The sequence below is a fragment of the Sphingomonas sp. 7/4-4 genome (assembly GCF_027941955.1).
Taxonomy (GTDB): Bacteria; Pseudomonadota; Alphaproteobacteria; order Sphingomonadales; family Sphingomonadaceae; genus Sphingomonas.
In genome coordinates, this window is record NZ_CP115960.1 from 1852476 (window position 1) to 1872858 (window position 20383).

Annotated in this window: 13 protein-coding genes and 7 pseudogenes; 10 read left to right on the top strand and 10 right to left on the bottom strand. The window is 66.0% G+C overall.

What is annotated here, in order from left to right; genetic code table 11:
• The first annotated feature begins 116 nt into the window (after nt 1-116).
• The 4 genes from PIB19_RS09355 to tmk all read left to right on the top strand — a co-directional run bounded on the left by PIB19_RS09355 (nt 117) and on the right by tmk (nt 3958).
• Nucleotides 117-1169, top strand: a complete 1053-nt coding sequence (locus PIB19_RS09355) for a sigma factor-like helix-turn-helix DNA-binding protein (RefSeq protein ID WP_271240586.1) — start codon at nt 117-119, stop codon at nt 1167-1169.
• Nucleotides 1170-1234: 65 nt separating this feature from the next.
• A complete protein-coding gene (locus PIB19_RS09360) occupies nt 1235-1747 on the top strand; it encodes a hypothetical protein (protein WP_271240587.1) in 513 nt (170 codons plus the stop codon).
• A gap of 121 nt (nt 1748-1868) precedes the next feature.
• Nucleotides 1869-2987: a helix-turn-helix domain-containing protein gene (locus tag PIB19_RS09365; RefSeq protein ID WP_271240588.1), complete on the top strand. Its 1119-nt coding sequence runs from the start codon at nt 1869-1871 to the stop codon at nt 2985-2987.
• Nucleotides 2988-3301: 314 nt separating this feature from the next.
• Entirely contained in the window at nt 3302-3958 is a 657-nt protein-coding gene (gene tmk / locus PIB19_RS09370) for a dTMP kinase (protein WP_271240589.1), read from the top strand.
• A 176-nt stretch (nt 3959-4134) separates the two neighbouring features.
• On the opposite strand, the gene PIB19_RS09375 is transcribed toward tmk, so the two are convergent.
• A complete protein-coding gene (locus PIB19_RS09375) occupies nt 4135-4761 on the bottom strand; it encodes a DUF4198 domain-containing protein (RefSeq protein WP_271240590.1) in 627 nt (208 codons plus the stop codon).
• Nucleotides 4762-5166: 405 nt separating this feature from the next.
• Between PIB19_RS09375 and PIB19_RS09380 the strand changes: the two are divergent.
• The 3 genes and pseudogenes from PIB19_RS09380 to PIB19_RS09390 all read left to right on the top strand — a co-directional run bounded on the left by PIB19_RS09380 (nt 5167) and on the right by PIB19_RS09390 (nt 8070).
• Nucleotides 5167-6298: pseudogene (locus PIB19_RS09380) on the top strand (fumarylacetoacetate hydrolase family protein).
• Between the two features lie 81 nt (nt 6299-6379).
• Nucleotides 6380-7178: pseudogene (locus PIB19_RS09385) on the top strand (SDR family NAD(P)-dependent oxidoreductase).
• Between the two features lies 1 nt (nt 7179).
• Nucleotides 7180-8070, top strand: coding sequence for an SMP-30/gluconolactonase/LRE family protein (locus tag PIB19_RS09390; protein WP_271240591.1), 891 nt, complete (start codon nt 7180-7182; stop codon nt 8068-8070).
• Nucleotides 8071-8077: 7 nt separating this feature from the next.
• On the opposite strand, the gene PIB19_RS09395 is transcribed toward PIB19_RS09390, so the two are convergent.
• Both PIB19_RS09395 and PIB19_RS09400 read right to left on the bottom strand, forming a co-directional pair.
• A complete protein-coding gene (locus tag PIB19_RS09395; RefSeq protein ID WP_271240592.1) occupies nt 8078-8554 on the bottom strand; it encodes a GNAT family N-acetyltransferase in 477 nt (158 codons plus the stop codon).
• A 79-nt stretch (nt 8555-8633) separates the two neighbouring features.
• Complete coding sequence (locus PIB19_RS09400) at nt 8634-9143, bottom strand: MarR family winged helix-turn-helix transcriptional regulator (RefSeq protein ID WP_271240593.1); 510 nt, start codon at nt 9141-9143, stop codon at nt 8634-8636.
• Between the two features lie 376 nt (nt 9144-9519).
• Here PIB19_RS09400 and PIB19_RS09405 point away from each other — a divergent pair, with 376 nt between their 5' ends.
• Nucleotides 9520-10248, top strand: a complete 729-nt coding sequence (locus PIB19_RS09405) for a hypothetical protein (RefSeq protein WP_271240594.1) — start codon at nt 9520-9522, stop codon at nt 10246-10248.
• Nucleotides 10249-10300: 52 nt separating this feature from the next.
• Nucleotides 10301-10557, top strand: a pseudogene (locus tag PIB19_RS09410) (hypothetical protein).
• 30 nt (nt 10558-10587) lie between these two features.
• On the opposite strand, the gene PIB19_RS23605 reads toward PIB19_RS09410, so the two are convergent.
• The 7 genes and pseudogenes from PIB19_RS23605 to PIB19_RS09440 form a co-directional block, all read right to left on the bottom strand.
• Complete coding sequence (locus PIB19_RS23605; protein WP_443018721.1) at nt 10588-10977, bottom strand: cupin domain-containing protein; 390 nt, start codon at nt 10975-10977, stop codon at nt 10588-10590.
• A 31-nt stretch (nt 10978-11008) separates the two neighbouring features.
• Nucleotides 11009-11338, bottom strand: a complete 330-nt coding sequence (locus PIB19_RS09420; RefSeq protein ID WP_336297299.1) for a hypothetical protein — start codon at nt 11336-11338, stop codon at nt 11009-11011.
• 62 nt (nt 11339-11400) lie between these two features.
• A pseudogene (locus tag PIB19_RS23610) lies at nt 11401-12162 on the bottom strand (serine hydrolase domain-containing protein); the annotation flags it as partial.
• 166 nt (nt 12163-12328) lie between these two features.
• Complete coding sequence (locus PIB19_RS09425; protein ID WP_336297300.1) at nt 12329-12868, bottom strand: GNAT family N-acetyltransferase; 540 nt, start codon at nt 12866-12868, stop codon at nt 12329-12331.
• Between the two features lie 350 nt (nt 12869-13218).
• Nucleotides 13219-14989 (bottom strand): annotated as a pseudogene (locus PIB19_RS09430) (IlvD/Edd family dehydratase).
• A gap of 130 nt (nt 14990-15119) precedes the next feature.
• Nucleotides 15120-16534: pseudogene (locus PIB19_RS09435) on the bottom strand (sugar porter family MFS transporter).
• On the bottom strand, nt 16446-17711 hold the full coding sequence (locus PIB19_RS09440) for a LacI family DNA-binding transcriptional regulator (RefSeq protein WP_336297301.1): 1266 nt from the start codon (nt 17709-17711) through the stop codon (nt 16446-16448). The pseudogene PIB19_RS09435 and the gene PIB19_RS09440 overlap by 89 nt, the downstream one beginning before the upstream one ends.
• Nucleotides 17712-17969: 258 nt before the next feature.
• Here PIB19_RS09440 and PIB19_RS23615 point away from each other — a divergent pair.
• Nucleotides 17970-20329: pseudogene (locus PIB19_RS23615) on the top strand (glycoside hydrolase family 3 N-terminal domain-containing protein).
• Nucleotides 20330-20383: the final 54 nt, after the last annotated feature.

A 20383-nucleotide genomic window follows, 5' to 3' on the forward strand; every position in this document is an offset into this window, starting at 1 on the left:
CCCGACTGCGTATTTATACTTATAGGAGTGGTTTCCATCCGTTAAAGGATTGGCGGCATTTTGAACCTGTGACCGGGGTGGCCTGACGGCGGCCTCACGAACCAGGGGGAATGCACATGTCGAAGATCACGATCGCGCTCGAAGCCGCCGTTGCCACCGTCATCGAAAACACGCCTGCCGACGGCAATCGCACCAACCGCCAGCGCGTCACTGTCGATCGTGCCTTCGCCCAGATCCTCAAGCTGATCGCCCCGCGCATCCGCCACTTCATCCGCCAGTACGGCCTGGTCGCCCATTGGGACGATGCCGAGCAGTGCTGCGCCATCGCCGTGCACCGCGCCATCGAGGCCTATGATCCCGCCAAGGCGCAGTTCACCACCTTCGTGAACTGGCAGATCCGCGGCGAGCTCCAGAGCCTCCGCTTCCGCCTGATGACCGACCAGCGCCCCTCGGCGAAGAAGGTCGAGGCGACCACCGTGTCGCTCAATGCGCTCGCCGTCGGCGCCGATGGCGAGGAAATGTCGCCCGAGACGCTGATCGAGGACGAGGACGCCCTCGCCCGCACCGAAGCCGCCGCTGCGGATTATCTCGCCGACGGCGCGATCGAGACGCTGGTCGATGCCTATGTCGATCATCTGCGCAAAGTCGGCATCGAGGCGCTTCGCCGCCGTCCCCGCCCGAAGCGCGAGGAAGCCGCGCTGCGCCGCGAAGGTCCGCGTTTCCGCACCGCCACCCACGGCATCGATCCCGCCGAGCTCGAGAAGCTCGAAGCCAAGCTGGCCCGCGACCGCGAGATCGTCGAGCGCCGCGTGTTCCAGGCCTCGACGCTCGACGATCTGTCGCTCGAGACCGGCGTCACCAAGGAGCGCGTCCGCCAGATCACCAAGCGCGCTGCAAAGACGATCGCCGAGATCGCCTCCGCCGATCCGCGCTTCGCTGTGATGGCCGAATATGAGCGTCCTGCGCCGACCAAGCGCCGCCAGCCGGCCCCGGTCGCAGCCTCGCTGCTCCCCGATGCCGATCAGCCGCACAACCGCCTTGCCAGCGTCCGCGCCATCCAGCCGGCCGAGCTGGGCGTCGCCCTCCCCGCCCAGGTCGAGAGCGTCGAGCGTATCGAAGCGGCTGGCCTCGCCCTCCTCGCGATCCCGTCGAACGCAGTGCGGCACTAATCGCGTCCGCCGACCCAGACATCCGTAATCTTCCTATAATGCACGCAGAAACCTGGAGGGGTCCGATGTACGGCGAAGTCGAAAGCAGCGAAGGCGTTGAAGGCTGGACGATGATGCCCCGCCCCAATCGCCGCCTGACCGCGCTTGCCCGTGAAGTGGCGCGGCGCGCACTGCCGCTGCTTCCCGAAGGCGCCGGTCTGTTCATGGGCCTCGAGATCGATGCCGCGGGCGCACTCCGCCTGATCTGGTGGCGATCCGCGGATTTCGGAATCGTCGCCCGGATCAATGCCACGCCCGATGCTTTTTGCCCCGAGAACACCGAGGAAGGTGCATTGCAGGAAGCCGCCGCCGAATTGCTCGAATATCTCGCCGGCCGCTGGCCCGCCCCGCCCTCGGGCTATGGCGTGATCACCGACGGCGTCGGCGTTGCCTTCGCCCCCGATCATCCCGCCCCTTCGGCCTCGGGCTGGCTGATCCGTCAGGCGACCGCGGAAGCGCCGCTGCTGGCGATCGTCGCGCTCGATCCGATGGGCCCCTGCGCGCTTCTGGCGCAGCGTCCGCAGCGTTCGCTCCACTAAAACGAAACATATGTACAAGTATAAGGACGCACATTCTATTCAGGATGGGGCGTTAACCTTGCATTATCCTAAATAAGCTTCAGAGTGCCGCCAGAAGTAAACATCCCTTGGAGGGGATCACATGGCGGCGGTCGAAGGAAACGGAAGGCGGACCGGGGGCGTCGATACGTCCCCCGGTGAAGTACCCGTCGATCTTTATCGCTGCTTCGTCTTCCCCAATCGCATGCGTGAGCAGCGCCGCGCCGCCGGCCATGCCAAATTGCTTCGTCTCGCTACTTCGATTCCCGAGATTCCCTATATCCGTCTGTCGAAGATCGAACGGGGCGAAGTCGTGCCGCGTGCCGACGAGCTCCGTCGCATTGCCGCGGCGCTTCAGATCACGCCAGACGACCTGCTCCTCGATATCGACGCGCCGGATTTCGACATCGCCGTCTGGGCGCAGCCGTTCATCGACGGCGTGCCCGCCGATCTGGAAGAAGAACGCTTCGCCGTCCTGCTCGGCGCGGCGCTGCGCGCGCGGCGCACCGGGGACCCCACGCTCACCATCGCAGCGATCGAGCGCGATTACGGGCTGCCGCCGGTCAATCTGTCGCGCGTCGAAAATGCACAGAAGACCTTCGATCGGTGGAATCACGCCGTTCGCGACGCGCTGTTCCGTCTCTTCGACGTGGCCGGCGAGACCGAGCTTCGCGCGCGGATAGCCGCATCGCACGCGGCGGGGGCGCTCGATGGTCTGATCGGCGCGATCGCCAATCCCGCCGCACGCCATGAGCGGAGCCGCGCCCGTATCGCCGATGTCGCGGCTGCGCTGAAGGCGACGGGCGACATACCGACGCCGATCGCCGTACCGATCCCGCTGGTGCCCGGCACGGCATCGATCCGTTTCGTCGCGGTGTTCGGCGCGCCGATGCCGCACGGCCTCATCGCCGATACCGCCACCTGCGAAAAGGCCGAGGCGCCGCACGCCGCCGGCCCGCGCGCCTTCGGCCTCAAGGTCTGCCGCGCGACGCTGGGCGGCGGACTTCCCGGTCAGGCGGTCGTGATCGTCGATCCCGATCGCTTTCCCTCGCCCGGCGGCCTCGCCGCGCTGCGCGAGGAGGGCGGCTGGCGATTATTGTCGGTCGGCTCCGATCGCGACGGGCGGATGATGGGCTATAGCAGCAATCCCGAGATGGAGATCGCGCTCGACGACTGCGCCCCCGATCGGCTCGCGGCCCTGGTCGGCGCGATCTTTCCTTAGGTTTGTACTCAACTAACGTATTGAGATTGTATTCTAACCCCTCCCCTTGATGGGAGAGGGAATGATTGGGCCGGTCATGCCCCCGGCATGACCTGAACAGCGCGGGGCGCTGTTCACCCAATCATCCCGCCGCCGAAGGCGGTGGGAGGGTGAGGGTGATCTCTCCTCCAGCGACATCGCGCGTGGAGAGGTCACCCCCACCCAACCCTCCCCCATCAAGGGGAGGGCTTTGCAGGCCTGCTCCGCTAATTGAGTCCCCAACCTCGCCCCCTCCCACCCGTGACATCACGCCCGGCCATGCTAAGGCGTGGCGCATGGACAAAGCTGCTTCGTTCTACGCGGTCGAGGGGGTGGACGGCTGCGGCAAATCGGGGATGGTGACCGCGATCGTCGCGCATCTGAACCAGGCTGCCTCGCCCGCCATCGCGACGCGGGAACCCGGCGGTACGCCGCAGGGCGAGAAGCTCCGGTCGCTCCTCCTCTCGGGCACCGATGACGCCTGGGACCAGCAATCCGAACTGCTGCTGATGACCGCCGCGCGCGTCGAGCATGTCCGCCGGGTCGTCCTGCCGACGCTCGAACGCGGCATCTCGGTGGTGTCGGACCGCTATGTCGGATCGACCATCGCCTATCAGGGCGCCGGCCGCGGCATGTCGGAAGACTATATCCGCATGCTCCACCGCGAAGCAGTCGGCGATGTCTGGCCCGATCTCGTCCTCGTCCTCGATCTGGACCCGGCGATCGGCCTTGCGCGAAGCAGGCAGCGCCTCAGCGCCGGCGCGATCGACGAGGGTCGTTTCGAGACGCTGGATCTCGATTTCCACCATCGCATCCGCCGCTCCTATCTCGATCAGGCGGCACGCGATCCGGATCGCCACCGCGTGATCGATGCACGCGGCACGCCCGAGGAGGTTCGCGAGCGCGTCATCGAGGTGATCGAAGCGTGGCGCGGGAATCGCGAAGGCCAATAACTCCCTCTCCCGTCGGGAGAGGGTTGCGCAGACTTGGGTCCGCTTCTTCAGCGGGCCCTAGTCGGAGCTGGGTGAGGGATCGCGCTATCGATGACAGGACACCCTCACCCAGCTACGCTAGGCAGCAAGCTGCCAAGCTTCGCTACCTCTCCCACCGGGAGAGGAGAGGAAGGCGCTCAACCCGCCACGAACGTCGTCGTGGTAATGCGATGCACCGCATCCACTGCTCCGCCGGGCAGCGTGGCTGCGCCTTCCTTCTGCGTGGCGGACAGCAGGTAGCGCCCCTTCTCGCGGACGGTGATTTCGACTGCGCCGCTCGCGTCGGCAGTCATCGTCTTCGACCATTTGTCAGGAGTGACCACCACCACCTTGGCGCCCGCCACCGGCTTGCCGTCGCGGATCACCACGAAGCGATTGGCATCGGCCGCCGCGGGCACGATTTCGAACGGGAGCACCGCGCGCGGATCGCTGCGGCCGGCGCGGGCATAATAGACCACGCCTTCCTTCTTCCCCTCGGCGCCCCACGGCGCGAAGACATTGTCGTCCCATGCGCTGACGTCGCCGGCCGGTGCCTCGGCCTCGAGATAGCCGGCCTTGCGCACCAGCGCCGCATCGGGCTTCGTCAGCAGCCTGGGCGCCTTTAGGTTCTTGAACTCGGGGTCGCCGCCTTCGGGAAGCACCTCGCCGGGCTCGCCGAGATAGATGCGCACCGGGCCGTTGCCGTCGCGTTCGATCCACACCTCATGCGCCTCGGCGGCACCGCACGCGCCCAACAGCAGCGCGGCCAATATCAATCGCTTCATCGCTTCCTCCCGTGATGCGAGTTCGCCATAGGAATAATGCTCTTGCGAGTCGATAGCATTAAAACGACTCTTCTTCTCTCCCGGTGGGAGAGGTAACGGAGCTTGGCAGCTTGCTGCCTAGCGTAGCTGGGTGAGGGTTTCCCGCTATCGTGAGGGTGATCCCTCACCCAGCTCCGACTAAGGCTCTTCGAGCCTAAGTCTTCACGACCCTCTCCCGACGGGAGAGGGAAATGAACGCCGACACGCCCCAGCGCTTGGGCTCACACCACCGATCAAGCACACACGCCCGGCGACATCATGCGATTTATCTGATCTAATGCGGACACGGGCCCTGCCCGGCTTGACAGCGACGCCTCGGCCACTCAATGGTAGCGCTATCAAAACAGAAATCTTCTAAGGCGAGGGATGTTGGAAGCCTCTACGGTTGAATTGCTGCCCGCCGATCATGCGCAGGCCATCCTGATCGGACGCGTCCTGCTGCCGGCAGGCCCCACTCCCGTGCTGATCTCGCGACGGCGTCGTCCACGACGTCTCGGCCACCGCCGCGACCGTCGCCGACCTGCTCGAGCGCGAAGATCTCGCCATCGTCACCGGCCCGCGGATTTGCGACGTCGAGGCGCTCGGCACCGCCGACGGTCCTCGCCTGCTCGCCCCGGTCGACCTCCAGTGCATCAAGGCGTGCGGCGTCACCTTTGCGCTCTCGGCGATCGAGCGCGTGATCGAGGAACGCGCCCGCGGCGACGCCGACAAGGCCTCCGAAATCCGCGGCGATCTCGAGGCGAAGGTCGGCTCGGGCATCCGCTCGGTCGTCCCCGGCAGCGCCGAGGCCGCCAGCCTCAAGGCCGCGCTGATCGATGCCGGCATGTGGTCGCAATATCTCGAAGTCGCGATCGGCCCCGATGCCGAAGTGTTCACCAAGGCCCCCGTTCTTTCGGTGGTCGGCTGGGGCGACGATATCGGCATCCGCTCGGACAGCGACTGGAACAATCCCGAGCCCGAAGTCGTGCTTATCGTCGACAGCAAGGGCACGCCCCGCGGCGCGACGCTCGGCAACGACGTCAATCTGCGCGATTTCGAGGGACGCAGCGCCCTCCTCCTCGGCAAGGCCAAGGACAACAACGCCTCGACGGCTTTGGGTCCCTTCATCCGCCTGTTCGACGCGAGCTTCACGATGGACGACGTCCGCTCGGCGGTGGTCGATCTCACGATCGACGGACCCGAGGGCTACAAGCTCATCGGCACCAACAAGATGAGCGAGATCAGCCGCGATCCCACCGATCTCGTCCGCCAGGCGCTGAGCGAGCACCAATATCCTGACGGCTTCGCCTTGTTTCTCGGCACGCTGTTCGCGCCCGTGCAGGATCGCGACCATCCCGGCCGCGGCTTCACGCACAAGGAAGGCGACGTGGTCCGCATCGCCACGCCCAAACTCGGCGCCTTGGTCAACCGCGTCACCACCTCCAAGGCCGCCGCGCCGTGGGAGTTCGGCATCCGCGATCTGATGCGCAATCTCGCCGCGCGTGGGCTTCTCGCGTGAAAATCGTTTTCGTTAGCGAATCCGAGCCCTATCATCCGCATATTCACGCGCCCCGCGCGCTCACAGGAACCCGCACCCTCCATGTCCGAAGCTGATCCCAAGCCCCTGCCGCTCGCGCGTGATCAGCGGGCGATTTATCCCAGCCTCAAGGGCAAGCGCGTGCTGATCACCGGCGGCGGCTCGGGCATCGGCGCGGGCATGGTCGAAGGATCTCGTCCGCCAGGGCGCGCAGGTCACTTTCTTCGACATCGCCGAGCCGGATTCGGTCGCCTTGGTCGAGAGCCTCGAGGGCGCCGACACGCCGCCGGTCTTCCAGCGTCTCGACCTCACCGACATCGCCGCGGTGCAATCCACAATCGCCGCTTTGATCGAAGAGCATGGCGCATTCGACATCCTCATCAACAACGCCGCCAACGACGATCGCCACACGATCGAACAGGTCACCCCCGAATATTGGGACAACCGCATCGCGGTGAATCTGCGGCATTTGTTCTTCGCCGCGCAATCGGTGATCCCGGGAATGAAGGCCAAGGGCGGCGGCGTAATCGTCAATCTCGGCTCGATCTCATGGCACCTCGCGCTCGAGCAGCTCACGCTCTACCAGACCTGCAAGGCCGGCATCGAAGGCCTCACCCGCAGCCTCGCGCGCGAGCTCGGGCCCGACAATATCCGCTCGGTCTGCATCGTCCCCGGCAACGTTAAGACAGTGCGCCAGATGCAATGGTACACGCCCGAGGGCGAGGCCGAGATCGTCAAGGCGCAGTGCCTCAAGGGCCGGCTCGTCCCCGACGATATCGCCGCGATGGCGTTGTTCCTTGCCTCGGACGACGCACGGCTGGTAACGGGCCACGAATATTTCGTGGACGCAGGGTGGCGATAAGATGAGCAAGGTGGCGATTTCCGGGCCGGTCAGCATCTGGCAGCTCGGGGCGCCGCTCGGCGAGGGCCCGGTCTGGGTCGATCGCGATTCCGCGCTCTGGTTCGTCGACATCAAGAGCCACAATATCCACCGCTACGATCCGGTCAGCGGCGCCACCCGGAGCTGGAGCGCGCCCGGCCAGGTAGGCTTCATCCTGCCGATCGAAAGCGGCGGCTTCGTCGCCGGCCTCCAGTCCGGCCTCAGCAGGTTCGACGAGCGCGAAGGCAGCTTCACCCATATCTGCGCGCCCGAGCCCGATCTGCCGACCAACCGCCTCAACGACGCCACCGTCGATCCGCTGGGCCGCTTGTGGTTCGGCAGCATGGACGATGGCGAGAACAATATCTCCGGCGCGATCTACCGCCTCGGCGGCGACGGCGCCTGCGTGCAGGTCAGCCCGCACGTCTCGATCACCAACGGCCCTGCGCTCTCGCCCGACGGCAAGACGCTCTACCATGTCGATACTTTGGTCGGCGTGATCTTCGCCTGCGACGTGGACGATGCCGGCATGCTGGTGAACCGCCGCGAGTTCGTCCGCATCCCGAACGAAGAGGGCTTTCCCGACGGCCCCACCGTCGACAGCGAAGGCTGTATCTGGGTCGGCCTCTATAAGGGCTGGGGCGTGCGCCGTTATTCACCGCAGGGCGAATTGCTCGAGACGATCGAATTCCCGGTCAGCGCGATCACCAAGATCGCGTTCGGCGGCCCCGACCTCAAGACCGTGTACGCCACCACCGCCAACAAGCATATCGCCCCGGGCGATCTGGCGAAGGAACCGCATGCCGGCGACCTGTTCCGCTTCGAAGTCAGCGTCCCCGGCCAGCGCGGCTTCCTGATCCGCGAAGGCGTCTGATCGCGCTCTACAGCTCGATCGCCATGAAGATCGTCCCGGCCGGCGTGGGCGCATAATAAGGCGCGATCCGCTCGAACCCCATCTCGCCGTACATCGCGATCGCGCGCGCCATCGAAGCCAGCGTGTCGAGCCGCAGCTCACGATATCCCAGCCGCCGCGCTTCCGCGACCACCGCATCGGCCAGCGTCCGCCCCAGCCCGAGCCCGCGCGCCGCCGGAAGCAGATAGAGCCGCTTCATCTCGCACACGCTTTCGGACAAGGGCCTGAGCCCCACGCATCCCAGCGCCGCCCCGTCCGCATCGCGGGCGAGCAGCAACGCGCCGCGCGGCCCCGCATATTTGCCCGGCAACTCGGCAAGCTCGTCGCCGAAACCCTGATAGCCGAGATCGACCGGAAGCGACGCCGCATAGCCGCGAAACAGCGTGGCGATTTCGTGCAAGTCTTCGTCACTCGCCGCGCGGTCGATTCGAATGTCCAGGGTCATTTCGAAGATTTGCGGGAGGCGCCGAGGTTTTGCAATGCGGCCCGCCGCATCGTGCGAATGTTTAGCAATAGCGACGAAGTCACTCCGCGGCCTTCACCGGATCCATCGTCGCCTCCAGCTTCTTGAGCAATGTGGCGAGCACCCATTGCTCCTTGTCGCCAAGGCCGGAAACGAGCCGGGCCTGGAGCGCCATCTCCTCGCGAAAACCCTGCTCTACCAGCGCCTTGCCTCTAGGCGTGAGCTCGACGAACACGCTTCTCTTGTCGTCGGTCGCGGCAGGCCGCCGGATGAGCCGCGCCGCCTCCAGCCGGTTGAGCCGCGCGGTCAGCCCGCCCGACGAGATGGCGAGCGCGCGATAAAGCTCGGTGGGCCGGAGCCGATGCGGCGACGGCGCGGAGCGCAATGCGGTCAGCACATCGAAGCCGCCGCCGTCGATCCCGTGCTTCGCCAGCACCGGCTCGACCGCGATCCGCGCGCGCAACGCAATCCGCCGGGCGCGCCCCAACACCGACAGGCCGCGCGTATCGACGTCGGGCATCGCGGCCGACCAGAGCGTGATCAGATGGTCGATCGTATCGGTTTCAGGCATGATATCTCGCCAGCAAGACAAATATCCCGGCGGCAAGCGCCTCGACGCCGAGATACATATCTCGAAGATAAGATACTTATCTCGAAGTCAAGCTATTTATCTTGGAGACAAGATATTCATATTGCCGAGCAGCGGGACGCAAAGGTGCCGAAAGCCCGTTGCAAGCCCCATAACATCCCGCTTTTCCAAATATTTGCAAGCATTTTCGCCCGCGAAACGATCGCTTAGCGGCCTCATATTCAGCGTGTCGAGAGGTTTCGGCGTCGTCAGTATGCGCCGCCACCTTCAACAACCGAGACCTGTCGATTCCTTCCTATTCCTGCAGGCTTTCATGAGGCAGGATGCGCGCCACAGCGTTCGCACGGGGAGTCGAGGCATGGCCACTTTGACAGCGGAGCCCCCGTCTTCCAGGCGCGCCAATCCCGATCGGATATTCTTCGGCGGTGCGGCCATCGCGCTGCTGCTGGTGACGCTGATCGGCTTCGCGCCGACCTATTATCTCTCCTATTTCACCACGGCGCCGGCATTGAGCCCGCTCGTCCATTTCCACGGCGTGGTATTCAGCGCGTGGATGCTGCTCTACACCGGGCAGAGCTGGCTGATCGGCTCCGGCAAAATCCGCTTGCATCGCCGCGTCGGGATCTTCGGTGCGGCTCTCGCGGTGCTGGTGTTCGTCCTCGGCGTGGTGACGGCAATCTCCCTCGCCCGCGCAAATCTCCACGCCGCGGTCCGTCACGGCCCGCCGGTGATCTTCCCGCTGGGCGCGATCACGGCCTTCGCGATCCTGTGCGGCGCGGGCATCACCCTCCGGCGCCGCGCTGCGCATCACAAGCGGCTGATGCTGCTCGCAACCGTCGCACTCGCCACCACGCCCCTCGCCCGCATCACGCGGATGGCGACCGACGCCGTAACGCCGCCCTTCGGCGGCATTCTCCTGTCCGACCTGTTCCTGCTCGCGCTCGTCGCGTTCGATCTGCGCCAGCGCGGCCGCGTCCATCCGGCAACCCTCGCAGGCGGCGGTTTCCTCGTCGCCTCGCAGCTGTTCCGCCTCACCTTCGGCCAGACCGGGCTCTGGCGAAGCTTTCTCCACGCCGTGATAGGCTGAAGCCGGCCCACCCGCGGGCTTGCGTCCTGAACGGTTTCGCATAGGCAGCAGCATGGACTTCGACGATCAGCTCCGCCGCTATTTCGGTACCGCCGACCCTGCCACGCTCAGCCCCGACGCCCTTGCCGCCGGCACCGATCGCATCCGGGTCGATCTCGGGCTCGAAAAGGACCGCAACCGCCGCTTCGCGCTCTGGGCACTGCTTCACATCCTCGGCAGCGCCCCGATCTCGACGTGGCGTTCAAGGACGAGGCCGATCGCGAAGCCGCGCGCAACTTCATGGATCTGATGGCCGACGACGAGGAGTGAGCGCGATCAGCGTAAGGGCGCGCTGCGCACCTATTCCAGATCCGTCTGGATCCATCTCGGGGAGTGGTGGATGTCGATCGTCTGGAGGCGCCCCGGCCCCAGATTCTGAAATTTGTGCGGCACGCCCGCCGGGCCAAGAACCACTTCTCCCGCGCTTGCATCCAGCGTCGTATCCCCGACGAAAAATCGCGCATGGCCCTCGATGATGATGAAGGTCTCGTCATACGGGTGCACGTGAAGGCGTGGCCCGGCACCTATTTCGTCGGTACCGTACGTAAGCACCGTCGTCGGCCCGCCTAACGCAATCCCCTCCAGAGAACCTCTCCACGGAGCCTCTTGCGCCGGATCGAAGAGCCTGGCCTTCGATGCGGGTCGCCCATCTGCCTCAACCGTTGCGGGGTCGAAATCCTTCCGCGGCATCTGTCCTCTCCTATGTGCCACTGGCGTCCGCTTACTGAACGCCGCTATCCGCAGAAAGTATCGCCTTCAGGATGCTTTCCGATCGGCGCTGGCCATAACCACGACCATAGGCGCTGGAGGTTATCGCGACCACGAGACGGCGGCTCGGGATGACATAGATCTTGTTGCCGCCATTGCCCGACGCGAACGAGACCGGAATCTGTTGCCCCCCGATGGACTGGACCTTCGCGTACCAGAAATACCCATAGCCATCGGCATAGGGGTCGCTGGCCGATATGCGCACCTTTGGCGCGAGCGCCGTGCGCAACCAGGCTGCGCTGACGATCTGGCGCCCGCGATAACGGCCTTTGTTGCGGACCATCTCTCCGATCGTCGCAAGTCCGCGCGCCGTGATCGAAAGATTGCCCTGTCCCTTCGTGTATCCGGCCGCGTCCGAGGTCCATTCCCACTTGGTGATGCCGAGGGGCCGAACAGGGCCGACCGCGCGAAGCTCGCCATCTGCTGCTTCGTCGCCTTCGCCAGGACGATGCCGGCCGCATAAGCGGTGACCGAATTGTATCGATAGACGGAGCCCGGAGGATCGGCGGCGGGCACCGCCAACAAGAAGGACGAGGGATCGGCCGCCGCATCCATCTTGTCCTCGTTGCCGGGCGAGGCGGGATTGTCATCGTCTGCCGCCAGCCCCGACCGCATCGTCAGAACCTGGTTGAGCGGCACGCTGCCGATCGCGCTCTGCCGGGCCTCCGGCCAATAGCTGGATACCGGATCGGTCACGCTCTTGATCGCGCCGCGATCCATCGCAATTCCAACCAGCAGCGACGTGACGCTCTTTCCCGCTGACCGAATGTCATGGAGTGAGTCCGCGGTCTCACCATTATAATATCGCTCCGCAACGACCCTGCCGTCCCGCAGGACCACGACGCCCTTGAGGTCCGGATGCTCGTCATGATCGCGTTCGATCAGAACCGCTTGCAGCCGTGGGTCGATGCGGGTCCCCGACGGCGCGGCTTGCAGGCTTAGTGCTGCGAAAGCCAGGCAAAGAGCTTTGAGCATCAATTCGCGGTCACTCCGTTGGTGGATCGGAAGCAGCGCCGTAGCCGAAATGAACTGCGAACGCACATGGCAATGGGCGGCGCTCTTCAGCCAGCGGAAAGCGGGCTGTGGGCCGTTAGGTCGTATCGACATTTCAAATCCTCCCCGCCAGGGGAGGTGGCACGCGCAGCGTGACGGAGGGGCGGACGCACTGCGCTCAATTGGAGAGTGCGCTGCCTACCTCCCCTCCGACGCCTTCGGCGCCACCTCCCCTGGCGGGGGAGGATCCGACACGCGCCAGCGCTCGGTCCATCCTGCCTTACAAGCCGGCCGGCTCCAGCACGGTCACCGACACCTCGCACCGCACCCGGAAGCCCAGGCTCTCGTAGAGCGCAATCGCGCCGCGATTGTCGGCATAGGCATGGAGGAACGGCGTCTCGCCGCGCGCGAGAATTCGCGCCGCCACCACGCGCATCAGCCCGCCGGCATAGCCGCGCCCGCGCCAGTCCGGGTGCGTGCAGACGCCGCTGACCTCGGTGAACCCATCGGGCTTCATCCGCTCGCCCGCCATCGCCACCAGCCGCCCTTCGTCGCGGATGCCGATGAAGTCGCCCAGCCGATGCGTCCGCGCGAAGAACGGGCCCGGCTCGGTCAGCATCGCGAGCGCCAGCATCTCGGCGGCGTCGGCGTCGCCCAGCTCGAGGAAATCGATCTCGCCGGCGCCGGACAGCGTTTCCGCCACCATCTGCACGCCCATCCGATGCTTCTCGACCCGCGTCCCCGGCACCGGCGGCAGCGCGTCCTTCTGCAGCACGATCGCCGGACCGGTGGCCGCGATCAGCGCCCCCAAAGCAGACAAGGATGCGCTGTTTCCGTCCCCAATCGCTGCAAACACGGCAAAATCGGAGTCATATCGCAGCGCCGCCCCTCGCCCCACGCCAGCGCCTGCTGGCGGGTTCGCAGCGATGTCCATGCCGGGCGATCGAGCGGATGCGTCATGCTCCGTGTCTAGCCGATCCAGGGCCGTCGGACATTCCGGATCGCGCTTCCAAAGTAGGATTTGGCGTGCAACGCTTCGCCCCGCTCTTTGAACCGTTGAGAAAGCCGCTCCCGCACACGCAACAAACGTACGCGACCGCGCAACGGAATTTCACAAACCGCAGGCAAAGTGCGAAGTTAAGCTTCGCAATCCTCCACGCAGCCGCCGACTCAGTGGTTATGCCGCGGCGTCTTCTCGCTCGTCCGCCGGTATTTCAGCGCAAAATCGAGCACGCCGCCCTCGCCCAATTGCCCCACCTTCTCGCGGTACAATTCCTCCCACGGCGTGTTGCTCTCGGAATCGGCGGTGCCGGCTCGGCCTTGCGGCGCGCGATCTCGTCGGGCTCCACCAGCGCGTCGGCGGTGCCCGCATTGAGGTCGACGCGGAGGATATCCCCGGTCCGCAGCCAGGAAAGCCCGCCCCCGCCGCGCTCTCGGGCGAGGCATTGAGGATCGACGGACTGTCCGACGTCCCCGATTGCCGCCCGTCGCCCAGGGTCGGCAGGCTCATGATGCCTTGCTGGATGATGTGATCGGGCGGCTGCATGTTGACCACTTCGGCCGAGCCCGGCCAGCCGAGCACGCCCGCGCCGCGGATCACGAGGATGCAGTTCGCGTCGATCTCCAGCGCGGGATCGTTGATCCGGTGGTGATAGTCGTCCGATCCGTCGAACACGATCGCCCGCCCCTCGAACACGCCCTCATGCCCCGGCCGCGAGAGATAGCGCGCCCGGAAATCGTCGGAGATCACGCTGGTCTTCATGATCGCCATGTCGAACAGATTGCCGGTGAGCACTAGGAAGCCGGCCTTCTCCATCAGCGGCGCATTCCAGGGCAGGATTACGTCGCGGTCCTTCGTGGGCGCACCCGCGACATTTTCGGCCAGCGTCCTGCCGGTGCAGGTCATCACCCCGCCGTCCAGTGCTCCCACCGCGAGCATCTCGGCGATCACCGCGGAATCCCCCGCGCGGTGGAAGCGCTCGGACAGATATTTGCCCGCCGGCTGCATGTTGACGATCAGCGGCAGGTCATAGCCCGAGCGCCAGTCGTCCGGCGTGATCTCGATCCCCGCGTGCCGCGCCATCGCGACCAAATGCGGCTGGGCGTTGGTCGATCCGCCGATCGCGGTGAGCAGCTTGATCGCGTTGAGGAAGCTCTCGCGGCTCAGGATCTTCGAGGGCCGCAGATCCTCATAGGCCATCTCGACGATGCGCTTGCCGGTCTCGTACGCCATCTGCCCGCGCTCGCGATACGGCGCCGGGATCATCGCGCAGCCGGGCAGGCTCATCCCCAGCCCCTCGGCGATCGAGTTCATCGTCGATGCGGTGCCCATCGTGTTGCAATGGCCCGACGAAGGCGCGCTCTCCATCGCGCGCTGGAGGAACTCCTCCTCGTCGATCTCGCCCGCCGCCATCTTCCGGCGGCTGCGCCAGATCACCGTGCCCGATCCGACCAGTTCGCCTTCGTGCCACCCGTCGAGCATCGGCCCGCCCGAGAGGACGATCGCCGGGATGTCCACGGTGGATGCCGCCATCAGCGAGCTCGGCGTGGTCTTGTCGCAGCCGGTGGTGAGGATGACCGCGTCGATCGGATAGCCGTTGAGGATCTCGACCAGCCCCAGATAGGCAAGGTTGCGATCGAGCGCCGCGGTCGGCCGGCGGCAATTCTCGAAGATCGGGTGCAGCGGAAACTCCATCGGCACGCCACCCGCCGCCAAGATGCCTTCGCGTGCCCGCTTGACCGTCTCCAGATGGATGCGGTTGCACGGCGCGATGTCGCTGCCCGATTGCGCGATGCCGATGATCGGCTTGCCCGAACGCAGCTCGTCGGGGGTGATGCCATAGTTCATGAAGCGCTCGAGATAGAGCGCCGCCATGTCGCTGCGGCCGGGCGCGGCAAACCATTCGCGCGAGCGGAACGGGCGGGCGGGCGTACGGGTCATGGCGTTCAGGCTACTCCAAAATCGTCATCCCGGCGAAGGCCGGGATCCAGGGCGGCGAAGGACAACGCCCTTGGCTCTGGATCCCGGCTTGCGCCGGGATGACGGATGCACATTCAACGACGCGGAAGGCTCAGCCTTCCATCGCCTCCAGTTCCTTGCCCTTGGTTTCCTGGATGAAACGCTGGACGAGGAAGAAGCTGATCACCGCGCAAACGGCGTAGAAGCTGTAGCTCGCGGCAAGGCCGATGCCCGCCAGCATGATCGGGAATGCCTGCGCGATCAGGTAGTTGGCGAACCACTGCGCAAAGCCGCACACCGCCAGCGCCGAGCCGCGAATCTGGTTCGGGAACATCTCGCCGAGCATCACCCACATCACCGGGCCCCAGCTGACGTTGAAGAAGATCACGTAGAGATTGGCGGCGACCACTGCGATCATCCCGTTCTGCCCCGGCAAGACAAGCTTGCCGTCGACCAGCGCACCCTGGCTGAAGGCATAGACCATCGCGAACAGCGTTATCGCCATGCCCGCCGAGCCGATCAGCAGCAGCGGCTTGCGGCCGACCTTGTCGATCACTGCGATGGTGATGAAGCACGCCGCGATCGAGACCGCACCCGAGACGATGTTGATCAGCAGCGAGTCGGCTTCGGAGAAGCCGGCGGCCTGCCACAGGGTCGAGCCGTAATAGAAGATCACGTTGATGCCGACGAGCTGCTGGAACACGGCGAGCAGCAGGCCGGCCCAGACGATCGCGCGGATGCCGAGAAAGCCGCGGCCGCCTGCGGGGTCAGCACGTCGCTCAGGCGCGGACGGTGGTCTACAGAGAAGCTCGCCTGGATCTCGGCGAGCTTGAGTCCGCCTTCGGTGGGGCCGAACAGGTCCGTGAGAACGCGAAGCGCATCGGGATTGCGCCCCTTGGAGACGAGATAGCGCGGGCTCTCCGGAATGAAGAACAAGGCGATCAGGAACACGGCGGCGGGCAGCGCCTGCATCAGGTACATCCAGCGCCACGCCTCGATCCCGCCCCAGAACGGATTGGTCGACGCGCCGGCGGCACCGGCGAGATAGTAATTGACCACGAACGCGGCGGTGAGGCCCGAGATGATCATGATCTGCTGCACCGTCGTCATCCGCCCGCGGATGTTCGCGGGGGCGACTTCGGAGATATAGGCAGGCGACAGCACCGAAGCGGCGCCCACCGCCATGCCGCCGAGGATGCGGGCGATGACGAAGATATTGTGGTCATGCGCCAGACCCTGAACCAGCGCACCGATGAGGAAGAGGACCGCGGCGAGCCGCATCACGTTGCGGCGGCCCATGCGGTCTGCGAGCGTGCCGGCGAAGAACGCGCCGATGAAACAGCCGATCAGCAGCGAGCCCACGGTGAAGCCCAGGCCGGCATCGTCGAGCGCGAACGCCGCCTTGAGGCCCGGCTGGGTGCCGTTCACGGCGCCGCTGTCATATCCGAAAAGCAATCCGCCGATCGTCGCGACCGCGACGATGGCGCTGATCAGGCCGATATTGGCCCTCTCGGCGGTCTGGTTCATCCCCACTTCCTCTCCTGGTCACCCGTGCGCGACCGGCACGGCGTGTTAGCGGTAACGGTGGCCCGGACGCCGAGGAAATGCAAGCGCCTCTAGCGCGGACCTGAGTTGGATGCCGTGCCGCCGCGACGCCCGGCTGCGGTGCCGCGGCTCGGCGACGGCGGGCGCGCGCCCTTGGGCGGGGCGGAGGATTCCGCACGATCAACTCATGGTCGAGCACCTGCTCCTCCAGCTTGTCGGCCTCGGCCGAACGGTGCGCGCGAATGCGGGCGAGGAGCAGGGTCAGCGCTTCCTCGGCCATGGTCGAGATCGGCTGGCGCACGGTGGTGAGCTCGGGCCAGACCGTGGTGGCGAGCGACGTATCGTCGAACCCGACGACGCTCAGATCCTGCGGCACGTGCAGCCCGCGGCGATGCGCCACGCCCACTGCGGCGGCGGCCATGTCGTCGTTGCTGGCGAAGATCGCGGTCGGCGGTTCGGGCCGGTCGAGCAGCCGCTCGGCCGCGACGATCCCCGAGCGGAAGGTGAAATAGCCCTGCTCCACCGGCACCGACTTGATGTCGATCCCCGCCTCTTCCAGCGCGGCGGCGAAGCCGCGATAGCGCTCGGCGCTGGAGGTCTGGTTGGGGTTGCCCCGGATGAAGCCGATCGTGCGATGCCCCAGATCGAGCAGGTGCCGGGTCATCGCCGCGGCGCCTTCGAAATCGTCGATGCGGACGTTGAGGCTGCGCGCGGGCGGCAGGCCCATCGCGACCGACACCCACGGAATACCCGCAGCCTCTAGCTCGGCGCGCACCGGCGCGGCTTCGGAGAGCGGCGGCGGCAGGATCACGCCCTCGACGCTGGTCGAGGCGAAGCTGCGGGTGGCTTCGGCCTGCTCGTCGGGACGTTCGCTTTCACACGCTTCCAGCACGAGGTGGCAGCCGGCGCGGCGTGCCGCGGCGAGTGCACCGATCAGGAATTGCGACAGATAAGCGGCGGAAGGATTCGAGTAGAGCAGCCCGATCTGCGTCGCATCGCCCGCGGCGAGGCTGCGCGCGGCGCTGTTCGGCGAATAATTGAGCTGCGCGATCGCCGCGAGCACCGCCGTGCGCGTGGTCTCGCGCACATTGGTTCCCCCGTTGACCACGCGCGACACCGTCATCGCCGACACGCCAGCGGCGCGTGCGACGTCCTGCACAGTGACTGAACCGCGGCTTCTTCGGCTAGGTTTGTTCATCCCCATCCTTTGCGCCCGAGGCATAAGGTGCGGTTTCGCGGAATGCAATCGGCATGAAACCGGTTGCGGTACAGTTGACCCCGCCTGGACTCGGAGATAGCTGATAGCGCTACCAAAAATCCACGAGACGGCGCAGCAGCGCCGCGACCGGGAGAGCCTGATGATCGTTACCCGCCGCTTGCCGGGCAAGTCCGCCCGTCTCCCCTTACTGCGCTCGCCATGCTGGCCGCAACCGCGCTCACTCCAATGCCCGCCTTCGTCGCGCACGCCCAGACCGCCCGCGCCGACAAGCCGCTCTACAAGGACGCCGCGCAGCCGATCGACGCGCGCGTCGAAGACCTGCTCAAACGGATGACGCTGGAGGAGAAGGTCCAGCAGATGGTCGCGATCTGGCTCCAGAAGGAGAAGATCCAGACGCCCGAAGGCGAATTCGACGCGCAAAAGGCAAGCCGGAACTTCCCCAACGGCCTTGGCCAGATCTCGCGCCCTTATGACCGCCGCGCGATCACCCAGGGTCCGGCTGCGGGCGCCGCCGCCGGCACCGTCAACCGCAGCGCCGAGGATACCGCACGCTACATCAACGCCGCGCAGAAATGGGCGGTCGAGAAGACCCGGCTCGGCATTCCCCTGATCATGCACGAGGAGGCGCTGCACGGTTATGTCGCCCCCGGCGCGACCAGCTTCCCGCAGGCGATCGCACTCGCCAGCACGTGGAACCCCAAACTTCAGGAACAGGTCTTCTCGGTCGCCGCACGCGAGATGCGTGCACGCGGCGCGAACCTCGCGCTCGCACCCGTCGTCGACGTCGCACGCGATCCGCGCTGGGGCCGGATCGAGGAGACCTATGGCGAGGACCCCTATCTCGTCGGCGAGATGGGCCTCGCCGCGATCCGCGGCTTCCAGGGCACGACGCTGCCGCTCGCGAAGGACAAGGTTTACGTCACGCTCAAGCACATGACCGGGCACGGCCAGCCCGAGAGCGGCACCAATATCGGCCCCGCCAACGTCTCCGAGAGGACGCTGCGCGAAGTCTTCTTCCCGCCCTTCGAGCGCGCCGTCACCGAGCTGCCGGTGATGTCGGTAATGCCCTCGTACAACGAGATCGACGGCATCCCGAGCCACGCCAATCGCTGGCTGCTCCACGATGTGCTCCGCCAGGAATGGGGCTTCAAGGGCGTGGTGCTCAGCGACTATTTCGCGATCCGCGAGCTGATGACGCGGCACAAGCTGTTCGACAATCTCGGCGATGCCGCCGTCCGCGCGCTCGACGCGACCGTCGACTTCGAGACTCCCGATGCCGAGGCCTATGCGTTGCTGCCTCAGCTGGTCCGCGAAGGCCGGGTGAGCGAGGCGCAGATCGATGAATCGGTGCGCCGTATCCTCAAGCTAAAGTTCAACGCCGGGCTGTTCGAGAACCCCTATGTCGACGTCAAGGCCGCCGCGGCCAAGACCGAAACGCCCGATGCGATCGCCCTCGCCCGCGAAGCGGCGCGCGAAGCGATCGTTCTGCTCAAGAATGACAAGGGCCTGCTTCCGCTCGATGCGAGCAAGATCAAGCGCATGGCAGTGATCGGCACGCACGCCAGCGACACGCCGATCGGCGGCTATAGCGACGTGCCGCGCCACGTGGTCAGCGTGCTCGAAGGGCTCAAGGCCGAAGGCAAGGGCAAGTTCGAAGTCGATTTCGCCGAGGGGTGAAGCTCACCAAGAGCCGCGCCTGGGCCGCCGACGCGGTCGAACTGGTCGACGACGCCACCAACGACAAGCTGCGCGCTGAAGCGATCGAGACTGCGAAGAACGCCGATGTCGTTTTGCTCGTGCTCGGCGACAATGAGCAGCTCAGCCGCGAGGCCTGGGCGGACAACCATCTCGGCGACCGCAACAGCCTCGAACTGATCGGCCCGCAAAACCAGCTCGCCAGGGAGATCTTCGCGCTAGGCAAGCCGGTGGTGGTGCTGCTGCTCAACGGCCGGCCGCTGTCGGTGAAGTATCTCTCGGAGAACGCGCCCGCGCTGATCGAGGGCTGGTATCTCGGCCAGGAGACCGGCAACGCCGTCGCCGACGTGGTTTTCGGGCGGGCCAACCCCGGCGGCAAGCTGCCGGTGACGATCGCACGCGATGTCGGCCAGCTGCCGATGTTCTACAACCACAAGCCGAGCGCGCACCGCGGCTATCTCTTCGCCGAGACCAGCCCGCTCTACCCGTTCGGCTATGGGCTTTCGTACACGACGTTCGACATCGCCGCCCCGGTGCTCGCGACGCCGACGATCGGGCGGTACAACAACGTCAAGGTCAGTGTCGACGTGACCAACACCGGCACCCGCGCGGGCGACGAAGTCGTCCAGCTCTATGTCCGCGACGACCTGGCCAGCGTCACCCGGCCGGTGAAGGAACTCAAGCGCTTCGAGCGCGTCAGCCTGAAGCCCGGTGAGAAGAAGACCGTCACTTTCGAGCTCACGCCGCGCGACCTGTCGCTGTGGAACCTCGACATGAAGCGCGTCGTCGAGCCGGGGACGTTCACGATCTCGTCGGGGCCGGATTCGGTGAAGCTCAAGAGCACCACGCTGACCGTGAAGTAACCTCCGTCACCCCGGCGAAAGCCGAGGGCCAGGGTCACGAGCGATTACGCTCCT

Bases quoted from the DNA above. Each gene is read 5' to 3' on its own strand.
- PIB19_RS09395 (WP_271240592.1), bottom strand. From the start codon at position 8,554: ATGACCCTGGACATTCGAATCGACCGCGCGGCGAGTGACGAAGACTTG.
- PIB19_RS09420 (WP_336297299.1), bottom strand. From the start codon at position 11,338: ATGGTCCGCAACAAAGGCCGTTATCGCGGGCGCCAGATCGTCAGCGCA.
- PIB19_RS09405 (WP_271240594.1), top strand. From the start codon at position 9,520: ATGGCCACTTTGACAGCGGAGCCCCCGTCTTCCAGGCGCGCCAATCCC.
- PIB19_RS09375 (WP_271240590.1), bottom strand. From the start codon at position 4,761: ATGAAGCGATTGATATTGGCCGCGCTGCTGTTGGGCGCGTGCGGTGCC.
- tmk (WP_271240589.1), top strand. From the start codon at position 3,302: ATGGACAAAGCTGCTTCGTTCTACGCGGTCGAGGGGGTGGACGGCTGC.
- PIB19_RS09360 (WP_271240587.1), top strand. From the start codon at position 1,235: ATGTACGGCGAAGTCGAAAGCAGCGAAGGCGTTGAAGGCTGGACGATG.
- PIB19_RS09390 (WP_271240591.1), top strand. From the start codon at position 7,180: ATGAGCAAGGTGGCGATTTCCGGGCCGGTCAGCATCTGGCAGCTCGGG.
- PIB19_RS09355 (WP_271240586.1), top strand. From the start codon at position 117: ATGTCGAAGATCACGATCGCGCTCGAAGCCGCCGTTGCCACCGTCATC.
- PIB19_RS09365 (WP_271240588.1), top strand. From the start codon at position 1,869: ATGGCGGCGGTCGAAGGAAACGGAAGGCGGACCGGGGGCGTCGATACG.
- PIB19_RS23605 (WP_443018721.1), bottom strand. From the start codon at position 10,977: ATGCCGCGGAAGGATTTCGACCCCGCAACGGTTGAGGCAGATGGGCGA.
- PIB19_RS09400 (WP_271240593.1), bottom strand. From the start codon at position 9,143: ATGCCTGAAACCGATACGATCGACCATCTGATCACGCTCTGGTCGGCC.